This is a genomic window from Roseateles sp., assembly GCF_036486225.1.
Lineage (GTDB): Bacteria > Pseudomonadota > Gammaproteobacteria > Burkholderiales > Burkholderiaceae_C > Roseateles.
The window spans coordinates 1-8,997 of the sequence record NZ_DASVNZ010000326.1 but is presented as its reverse complement, the minus strand read 5'-3'; the positions used below and the strand labels follow the sequence as shown (position 1 = coordinate 8,997).

Sequence of the window (8,997 nt, the reverse complement as noted above, 5' to 3'; positions counted from 1 at the left end):
GGTCGGGCCGGTCGTGGCGCAGGCGGTGAGCAGCAGCGCCGCGGCGGCGATGGCCGTCAGCTGGATCGTGTCCCTGTGGATCATGGATCGATGTGGTCGTGAGTCCGTCCGTAACCGGCCGGACCGTGTTGAGAAAGCGGGCGTGGCGGTCGTGGCGACGCCTGGCCCCGGTGAAGCGGGCAATGTGCGGGGCCCGGGCCCGCGCGTCAATGCGCACTAACGAGCGCGCGGCCCTTGCGAACCGCGCATGTGGCGATGATCGCCCACACCGACGTCCCCCACCCGTGCCGGAAGTGACCCGGTCACCCAGGAAAGGGGGCGGCCTACACTGCCCCGCCATGAGTCCGCATCGCACCCACCTCCTCTACCTGCACGGCTTCCGCTCGTCGCCGCGTTCGGCCAAGGCCTTGCGGATGGCGCGCTGGACGGCGGAACAACGTCCGGACCTGGTGTTCGCCTGCCCGCAGCTGCCGCCGTCACCGCGCGAGGCGATGGCGCTCGTCGACGCACTGATCCGCGACTGGCCGCGCGACACGATGGCCGTGATGGGCAGCTCGCTCGGCGGTTTCTATGCGACCTCGGTGGCCCAGCGCACCGGCGCGCGGACCGTGCTGCTGAATCCGGCCGTCGACCCGGCCCGCGACCTCGCGAACTACATCGGCGAGCAGACCTGCTGGCAGAACCCGGAGGAGCACTTCTTCTTCCGGGCCGAGTTCGTCGACGAACTCGTCGCGCTCAACGTCGGCGCGCTCGCGCATCCGGAACGGATGCTGGCGGTGATCGCCAAGGGCGACGAGGTCCTCGACTGGCGCGAGATGCACGCCCGCTACGCGCACTGCCGGATCAAGCTGCTGGAAGGCAGCGACCACGGCCTGGCCGACTTCGACGACTACCTGGACGAGTTGACGGCGTTCCTCGAGCTCTGAGCCCTACTTCCGTCGTCCGGTCGCTTTCAGGAGCAGCAGCGTCACCAAGCCGGTGAGCACGACGATCAGGCCGACGACGACCCAGAAACCGTGCTTGTGCTCGAGCAGCGGCAACCCGCCGACGTTCATGCCGAACAGGCCGCTGATCAGGTTGATCGGCAGCGCCAGCACGGTGACCATCGTCAGCACATACAGCGTCTGGTTGTTCTCCTGCGCGACGCGCGCCGAGGTCTCGTCCTGCACCGCGCGGATGCGTTCCTGCAGCGCCTGGATGTCGCGCAGCACCAGTGCGAATTCCTCGCTCGCCTGCTGCAGCTGCTGCTTGTCGTTCGCCACCACCCACTCCGGCGGATTCGACAGCATGCGCAGCAGCGCACTCGGTTCCGGCGCGAGCAGCCGCTGCAGACGCACCATCAGCCGCCGCAACGCGGCGACCTCGGACCCATGTCCCGAATGGCGTCCGGCAAGCAGCGCGTCCTCGATGTCGTCGACCCGCTCGGTGGCCTGGCGCACGATGCGTTGCAGCTCGTCGGCCTGGTCGCGCAGCAGATGGTCCAGCAGCGCGACGCTGGACCGCGGCCGGTCGCCGCGCTTGATCGCCATCCGCAGGCGGTCCACCGAGCGCAGCGGCGCGCGCCGCACGCTCAGCACCAGGTGCTCGCTGACCTGCATCCACAACGTGGAGACGTCGCCCACGTCGAAGGCGAAATCGAAGGTCACGTCGTTGAGCACGGCGAACAGGTGCTCGCCGACGCGCTCGATGCGCGACGAGCGCGATCCCTGTTGCTGCGCCTCGTCGAAGCTCTCGGCCAGCGCCGCGTTGCGGCGCAGCCAGGGCAGCGCGCCGGCGTGCGCCAGGTTCAGGTGCAGCCACAGGTAGCCGCCGTCGGGCTGGGACAGCCGGGCCTGCGCCTGCGCGAGCGTGGGCAGCGTCTCGGTCGGCCGGTCCGGATGGATCCAGAAGCCGCAGATCAGGCCGTGCTCGTCTCCGCCGTATGGGCCGGCCAAGGCGCCGGTCATTCCGCCCGGCAGCTGCGTCGTGTCATTCATCGCCATCCGCGGATGGTAGACGCGCGATCGCCTCGCCCATGCGGACGCGCTGCCCGGTCTGCAAGCTCGCCGACAGGTTCACGCCGGGCGGCAGGAACACGATGATCGTCGAGCCCTGCTCGAACCAGCCCATCTCTTCGCCCCGCGCATGATCGTGACCGACGTCGAAGCGATGCGGGCCGGGATGATCGGGACGCAGCGTCAGGTCCAGCGCATGCAGCCGCAGGCTCGCGACCAGGATGGCCGCCACCGGCACCAGCGCGATCGGAGTGCCGTCCGGCAGCGTGCATTCGACGGCGGCACGCACGTTGCGGCAGAACAGGCGCTCGACGCGCTTGAGCGCGATCGGATTGACATTCCACGTATCGCCCGCAATGTGGGTGACGCGCTGGATGCGCAGGTCGGCTGGCGCGTGGAAGCGGTGGTACATCGCCGAGGTCAGCCGCAGCGTCACGTAGGTGCCGTTGAGGTAAGGCGCCGCACGTGTGGCATCGCCGAACAGGTCGGCGATGCGGTAGTCCATGCCCTTGGCCTGCAGCGCCATGCCGCGCGTGACCGGGCCGTGCGCCCCGACGATGGCGTCGCAGGGGCTGACGATCGTCCCCGGCGCCGGATCGATCGGTCGCCGCCCCGGCTTCAGCCGGCGCGTGAACACGTCGCGCAGCGAGCGGTAGCCGTGAGCGGGCGGCTCAGCTTCACTCAGGTCCAGGTCGGTGAACATCCGCCAGACGGCGACGCTGAAACGCGTCAGCGCGGGGCTGTCGATCCGGGCGTACCAGCCCATGAAGCGGGTCAGCGCCAGGCGGGGAACGCGGTTGGTGAGGAGGAAGTTGAGGGACTCTTGCTGGGTCAGACGGTCACGCCAGCGGGCCAGTTTCATAGACATGTCAATTCCGTCGGATACACCCCGGTAATTTGCCAACGCTGTGTGACAGCTGAACGAGGCTCCGGAGGCCCATGCCCATGTCGACGACGTTCTTCACTTTTGACCTGTTGCCCGTCGCCGCCGCGGCGGCGGGCCTGTTGGCGCTCTACTACGCGCCGACCGGCTGGCGCCGTCTGCAGCTCTCCCGGGCCAAGCACCCGTCGCTGGCGGGGCACTCGCGGATGGCGGTTCGGCTGGCGCGGCTGATGCCCACGCAGCGCTTCGACGACGCGCACTTCTTCAACGCGGACGACGCGCCGGCCGACATCGTCGCGACACGGCGCTCCAGCTTCGCCGCGCTGTCGCGCACGCTGAAGACGCGGCACGCGCGCAGCATCGCCGCGACGCAATCGATGAAGCCGTCGCTGCCCGACCTGCAGTTCACCAGCAGCTACCGGGTGCCGCCGTCGTTCAGCCCGCTGGTGCAGCGCGAGCTGCCGCTGGGCCCGGTGATGGTCGCGAGCGACGGTCACTGGCTGACCGACTTCGACGGCGAACGCTTCATCGACCTGGCCGGCAGCTACGGCGTGAACCTGTTCGGCTACGCCTTCTATCAGCGTTGCATCGCCGAAGGCGCGGCGCGCGTGGACGCGCTCGGACCGGTGCTCGGCGTCTACCACCCGCTGGTCGAGGACAACGTGCGCCGCATCCTGTCGCATGCGCGGATGGACCAGTTGTCCTTCCACATGTCCGGCACCGAGGCGGTGATGCAGGCGGTGCGGCTGGCCCGATATCACACCGGGAAGACTCACCTCGTGCGTTTCTGCGGCGCGTATCACGGCTGGTGGGACGAGGCGCAGCCGGGCCCTGGCAATCCGTTGCCGGCTGAGCGCACCTACACGCTGCGCGACATGCACGAACGCAGCCTGCAGGTGCTGCGCACGCGGCGCGACATCGCCTGCGTGCTGGTGAACCCGCTGCAGGCGCTGCATCCGAACAAGCCGGCGCCGGGCGACGGCTCCCTGGTCGACAGCTCCCGGCGCGCGTCCTACGACAAGGCCGCCTATGCCGCCTGGCTGCGCGACCTGCGCCAGGTCTGCACCGAGCGCGGCATCGCGCTGATCTTCGACGAGGTGTTCATGGGTTTCCGCCTCGGCGCCGGCGGCGCGCAGTCGTATTTCGGCGTGCAGGCGGACCTGGTGACCTATGGCAAGACGCTGGGCGGCGGATTGCCGGTGGGCGTGGTCTGCGGCCGCGCGGCGTGGATGAAGCGCTTCCGCGACGAGCGCCCCGCCGACGTCTGCTTCGCGCGCGGCACCTTCAACACGCATCCGTATGTGATGGGCGCGATGTCGGTGTTCCTCGACGCGTTGGAAGACCCCGAGCGCCTGCGCCAGCTCGACGAGCAGGACGATCAGCAGGACGGTCGGCGTGCGCGGCTGAACGCGGCGCTCGAGGCGGAACAGCTGCCGCTGCGCGCGGCCAACATGTCCTCGATCTGGACGCTCTACTACACGGAGCCGTCGCGCTACAACTGGATGCTGCAGTACTTCCTGCGCGAGCAGGGCCTGGCGCTGAGCTGGGTGGGCACGGGCCGGCTGATCTTCAGCCTGGACTTCAGCGAGTCGGACTTCGAGGAGGTCCAACGCCGCATCGTCGCCGCGGCCCGCGCGATGCGCGACGGGGGCTGGTGGAGCAACCCGGCGCTGCCGACCAACAAGGCGATCAAGCGCAGGCTGCTGATGGAGACGCTAGGCCTGCGCAACTGATCTCGCGCTATCCCCCATACCTACCCGGCTCCTCCCCCAAACGCATCCCTCCGTAGCGGGGCGTCTCGACATTCATTGACGAATGTCAGAGCGCCCCGTTGTCATTGGCGGCGTGTGATTCCTAGACTGCTTCGCCTTGCATGCGCATTGGCGTGTGCCACGAGGAGCTGTCACATGTATTCATCGTTCGCCGTCGCCAATGCGTTCATCGAGCGCGCCCTGGATGGGCGCCTTCGAGACCTCAACGCCATGAAGCTGCAGAAGCTCATGTACTTTTCCCAGGCGTGGCATCTGAAGGTGAAAGGAACGCCAGTGATCGACGACACCTTCACGCGTGGAGAGAACGGACCCGTTCTTCCCTCGATTCATCACCAAGTGAAGGCCTACGGATCTCGACCTGTTACACAGACGATCAGGATCCTGTACGGCGACGACGATCGAGAGATCTGGCGCGTTCCTGGCATGCAGCCCTATGACAAGAGTCGGTGGGATCTGATCGACATGATCAGTCGTCGCTACGGCTCCCTGACGCCGAAGGCCTTGTCGGATCTGACGCACCTGCCGGGCTCCGCATGGTCCCAAGGCCGAGCGATCGGTGATGTGCTACTGAACGATGTCATTCGTGCCGACCCGACGCTTTGAGCATGCACGATCACTTCAACGCGTGGGATGCGCCGGACATCGTTGCATCGCCCGACCGTTCGGCGTCGCAGGCCCGGACCGTCAACGACGAACTCTCGCCCGATGCTGGCCCATTGCCGGACGCCGTGCCAGCCGAAACGATCGCCGACATGCGGGCGAATCGTCGTCTTCGTCAGGTCTACGCCGGCAAGGCCTATGGATTGGCAACCGCCTGCCTCCTGATGTGGACCTTGTTGCTCTCCGCTCAGGGATTGATCAAAGTCATGACCGGGCTAGAGACCTGGTCCGACCAGGTCCTCATCGCCGTCACCACCGGCGTCACCGTCAGCGTGCTGGCGGCGTTCCTGGGGGTGATCCGAGGGCTGTTTCCGGGGAAGGACGAACGCGCTCCCGCGCCTCCTTGACGACCTCCTCGATTGCCTTCACCACGACCTCCGGCTTGTCCCGCTGGATGTAGTGCCCCGAACCTTCGACCGGCTGAAGCGACTTGCCGCCGACCAGCGGCAGCCAGTTCGGTTCCAGGTTGTGCACCATGGTCTCGAAACCGCTCGCCATCTCCGTCGGCGAATAGACCGTGCGCGTCAGCACCCGCACCGGCACCTGCGGCCGCGGCTTCTGCCACAGCGTATCGATGCAGTCCTGCTGCTGCAGGAACTCCGCCTGCATCATTCCCCGGAACACGCGCCGGCTCATGTTGTCCAACATGTTCGCCATCACCGGCACCTCGACCTGCATGCGCCGCAGGTGCAGCGGATGCGTCGCGTCGACGAGCACGATGCCCGCGACCTCGTCCGGATAGAGCCGCGAGAACGCGTACTGGTACAGACCGCCGATCGAGTGGCCGACCAGCACGTACGGCGGCTTGATGCCGGCGCTCTGCAGCAGCCCGTGCAACTCTGTCGCGATGCCGCAGGGATTGCGCGGTACCGGCGGCGTGGCGGTGCTGTCGCCATAGCCGGGGCGGTCGTACGCGAAGACGCTGTAGTCGGCGCGCAACTCGTTCAGCACCTTCGCCCACGGATCCCGGCCGTCGCCGAGTCCTGATTGCAGGACGATCGTCGGCTCGCCGTGGCCCACCTTGGTGAAGACGATCGGGCCGCCGGTCACGCGCTGGTTGCCGGTGTTCGGCATCGGACTGGCGCAGCCCGTCAACAAGGCGAACACGGCAAACAGGGCCGAGAGGGCCGGAAAGGCCGTCGCCAACGACATCGGCGCCCGAAGGCGCCGTTCAACTCCAGACATGCGGGAACTCCTTCTTCCGGCGAACCGGCCTGTCCCCGCATCCACCCGCGTCCGCGCGCGCCCCTCAGGGAGGGACCGCGCAGCGCGTCATCCCTGGTGGATCAGGCCGCCTGCTCGCCGCTGCCGGCATTGTGCCCATCGTCGCGCGGCCACAGCGCCGGATCCAGCCGCTCACCGCGCAACAGTTGCAACGGCGCCCGGTGGTACAGCTGGATGTCGTGGAAGGGGTCCGTGATGATCTTCGTGGCCCAGGCCACGCCGGTGCGCAGGTCGCGGATCACCGCCAGCTGCAGCACGCGGAACACCAGGCCGCCGACGCCCAGCCAGAACCAGACCAGGCCGAGCTGATGCAGGTACTCGGTGAAGCTGGCGGCCGGCGCGAACAGGCCGAACAGGCCCGGCTTCAGCCACAGCGCGACCGGCGAGGCCGCCCACAGCGCCATCAGCACGACCTTGCGGCGCAGGTTGTAGCCGATCTTGATCTCTTCCTTGTGCTCGTGGGTCGCCTGGTTGACGTGGTCGTAGCCCTTGGGCTCGAAGAAGAAATGCCCGGCCTGGCGGCTGGTCATCGACACGCCCCACGCCAGCAGCGCCGACCACGCGGGATCCACGAGCAGCAGCCCGTAGGCGACCACGAAGCAGCAGGCGCTCAGCAGGTGCAGCGACTGGTTGATGCGGCAATGGTGGTAGTAGCGGTGGTCGTCCCAACGCTGTTCATTCAGAAGTGCCAGAAAGTCCTTCATGGGGCCCTCGTCCGTGAAATGAGCGGTGAGCGTGACGGCAATCGATGGCAGTGCCGTGATGGCACGATGATGCATCGATGACGGACGCGTGGCGACTGTGTCCATCGGCCGTGTCAGGCGCGTGACGAACTCCACCGTCACAGAACTGTTGCGTTCGCGACCCATCATGCGCGCCATGACGACACCGGCGATCGAACTCGAAGTCGACGAGCTCCCCACACGGCAGCGGCATTTCCGCGTCGCGGTCGTGACGGAGACCTACCCGCCCGAGGTCAACGGCGTGGCGCGCAGCATCGCCTGCGTGGTCCAGGGCCTCCAGGCCAGGGACCACGCGGTGCAGCTGCTGCGTCCGCGCCAGGCGCCCGCCGGCACGCCGGCGGCGCCTGAGGCCCCGATCGACGAGGTGCTGATGCGCGGTCTGGCCGTGCCGCGCTACCCGCATCTGCGCATGGGCGTCGTGTCCAAGCGCACGCTGGTCAACCTCTGGGCCAGCAAGCGCCCCGACATCGTCCACATCGCCACCGAAGGCCCGATGGGCTGGTCGGCCCTCCAGGCCGCCCGCCAGCTCAAGCTGCCGGTGGTGTCGGAATTCCGCACCAACTTCCACGCCTACGCCCAGCATTACGGCATCGGCTGGCTGCGCCGGCCGCTGCTCGCCTACCTGCGCAAGTTCCACAACCGCTGCCACTCGACGATGGTGCCCAACGCCGCCCTCGCCGGCGAGTTGATGGCGCAGGGCTTCCGCCATGTCAGCGTCATTGCGCGCGGCGTCGACACCCAGCTCTTCCATCCCTCGCACCGCAGCGAGGCGCTGCGCGAAAGCTGGGGGGCCGCCCCGGGCGATCCCGTGCTGCTGCACGTCGGCCGGCTCGCCGCGGAGAAGAATCTCCAGCTGCTCGTCGACCTCTGGCCGTCCATCCGCCAGCGCCATCCGCGCGCCCGGCTTGTCCTGGTCGGCGACGGTCCGGCGCGGGCCGACTTCCAGCAGCTCCTGCCGCCGTCGGCCAACGTCGTCTTCGCCGGCATGAAGCATGGCGAAGAGCTGGCTGCGTGCTACGCCAGCGGCGACCTGTTCGTCTTCCCCAGCATCACCGAGACCTACGGCAACGTGACGCCTGAAGCGCTCGCCAGCGGGCTGCCCGTGATGGCCTATCAATACGCCGCGGCGGCGTTGCTCGTGCGCGATGGCATCAATGGCGGACTTGCGCCATTCAACGATCCGACCAGTTTCCAGGCGCGCACGCTGGCGCTGCTCGACGATCTGCCCCGATTGCGCGCGATGAGTCTTGCCGCGCGATCCAGTGCGGAGTTGCTCGACTGGGACGGCATCGTCCAAGGCATCGAGCAGGTCTACGCCTCCGCCATCGACGGCACTTCCGTCGCACTGCGCGTCGGATCCCATCTCTCGGGTCTTGAAGCCCGCGCGCACTGAACCACTGTTGTAGACGAAGGGCGCCCGGGGCCGGCGGCGTCTTCCGCCTTCCCCTTCTGACTGGGTGCCGTCTGTCTGAGCAAAGCGAACCGAAGGTGAGCGGCGCGAGTTGGCGCCCCAAGGCGGACGACGCCGCCGGCCCCGGGCGCCCTTCGTCCTGCTCGGTCGAGTCAGCCGACGATGCCGCTTCCTGCGACATCGGGAGACAGGGGTTCTCGACGACCGCGCTGCCGGATCATCAGGATCAGCACGCCGGAGAAGACGAACACGCCCAGCCCGCTCATCAGCCAGACCAGCGGCACGCCCAGCGCCTGGAGCAGCGCGTAGG

General features: G+C 68.0%; 10 protein-coding genes. 6 read left to right on the top strand and 4 right to left on the bottom strand.

The window, feature by feature from the left end; all coding sequences use genetic code 11:
• Together VF536_RS21230 and VF536_RS21225 are read left to right on the top strand one after the other, a co-directional pair.
• Nucleotides 1-220, top strand: a 220-nt coding sequence (locus VF536_RS21230; protein ID WP_331616869.1) for a hypothetical protein, incomplete at its 5' end; no start/stop codon positions are given.
• Between the two features lie 118 nt (nucleotides 221-338).
• Nucleotides 339-926 (top strand): YqiA/YcfP family alpha/beta fold hydrolase, encoded by a 588-nt coding sequence (locus tag VF536_RS21225; RefSeq protein WP_331616868.1) that lies wholly within the window; start codon nucleotides 339-341, stop codon nucleotides 924-926.
• A gap of 3 nt (nucleotides 927-929) precedes the next feature.
• Here the strand turns inward: VF536_RS21225 and VF536_RS21220 are convergent, their stop codons facing one another.
• A complete protein-coding gene (locus tag VF536_RS21220) occupies nucleotides 930-1,976 on the bottom strand; it encodes a transporter (RefSeq protein ID WP_331616867.1) in 1,047 nt (348 codons plus the stop codon).
• Nucleotides 1,969-2,862 (bottom strand): archaetidylserine decarboxylase, encoded by an 894-nt coding sequence (gene asd / locus VF536_RS21215; RefSeq protein WP_331616866.1) that lies wholly within the window; start codon nucleotides 2,860-2,862, stop codon nucleotides 1,969-1,971. Before asd ends, VF536_RS21220 begins: the two co-directional genes overlap by 8 nt.
• Nucleotides 2,863-2,939: 77 nt before the next feature.
• On the opposite strand from asd, the gene VF536_RS21210 reads away from it, so the two are divergent.
• From VF536_RS21210 to VF536_RS21200, 3 genes are all read left to right on the top strand, one after another.
• Nucleotides 2,940-4,610 (top strand): aminotransferase class III-fold pyridoxal phosphate-dependent enzyme, encoded by a 1,671-nt coding sequence (locus tag VF536_RS21210; RefSeq protein WP_331616865.1) that lies wholly within the window; start codon nucleotides 2,940-2,942, stop codon nucleotides 4,608-4,610.
• A 174-nt stretch (nucleotides 4,611-4,784) separates the two neighbouring features.
• Entirely contained in the window at nucleotides 4,785-5,252 is a 468-nt protein-coding gene (locus tag VF536_RS21205) for a Panacea domain-containing protein (protein WP_331616864.1), read from the top strand.
• A gap of 2 nt (nucleotides 5,253-5,254) precedes the next feature.
• Complete coding sequence (locus VF536_RS21200; protein WP_331616863.1) at nucleotides 5,255-5,656, top strand: hypothetical protein; 402 nt, start codon at nucleotides 5,255-5,257, stop codon at nucleotides 5,654-5,656.
• Here VF536_RS21200 and VF536_RS21195 read toward each other — a convergent pair.
• Both VF536_RS21195 and VF536_RS21190 read right to left on the bottom strand, forming a co-directional pair.
• On the bottom strand, nucleotides 5,577-6,494 hold the full coding sequence (locus tag VF536_RS21195) for an alpha/beta hydrolase (RefSeq protein ID WP_331616862.1): 918 nt from the start codon (nucleotides 6,492-6,494) through the stop codon (nucleotides 5,577-5,579). The two genes, VF536_RS21200 and VF536_RS21195, sit on opposite strands and share 80 nt — an antisense overlap.
• A gap of 101 nt (nucleotides 6,495-6,595) precedes the next feature.
• Nucleotides 6,596-7,237 carry a hypothetical protein gene (locus VF536_RS21190; RefSeq protein ID WP_331616861.1) on the bottom strand — a complete coding sequence of 214 codons (642 nt, stop codon included), beginning with the start codon at nucleotides 7,235-7,237 and terminating at the stop codon, nucleotides 6,596-6,598.
• Between the two features lie 166 nt (nucleotides 7,238-7,403).
• Here VF536_RS21190 and VF536_RS21185 point away from each other — a divergent pair, with 166 nt between their 5' ends.
• Nucleotides 7,404-8,669: a glycosyltransferase family 1 protein gene (locus VF536_RS21185; protein ID WP_331616860.1), complete on the top strand. Its 1,266-nt coding sequence runs from the start codon at nucleotides 7,404-7,406 to the stop codon at nucleotides 8,667-8,669.
• Nucleotides 8,670-8,997: the final 328 nt, after the last annotated feature.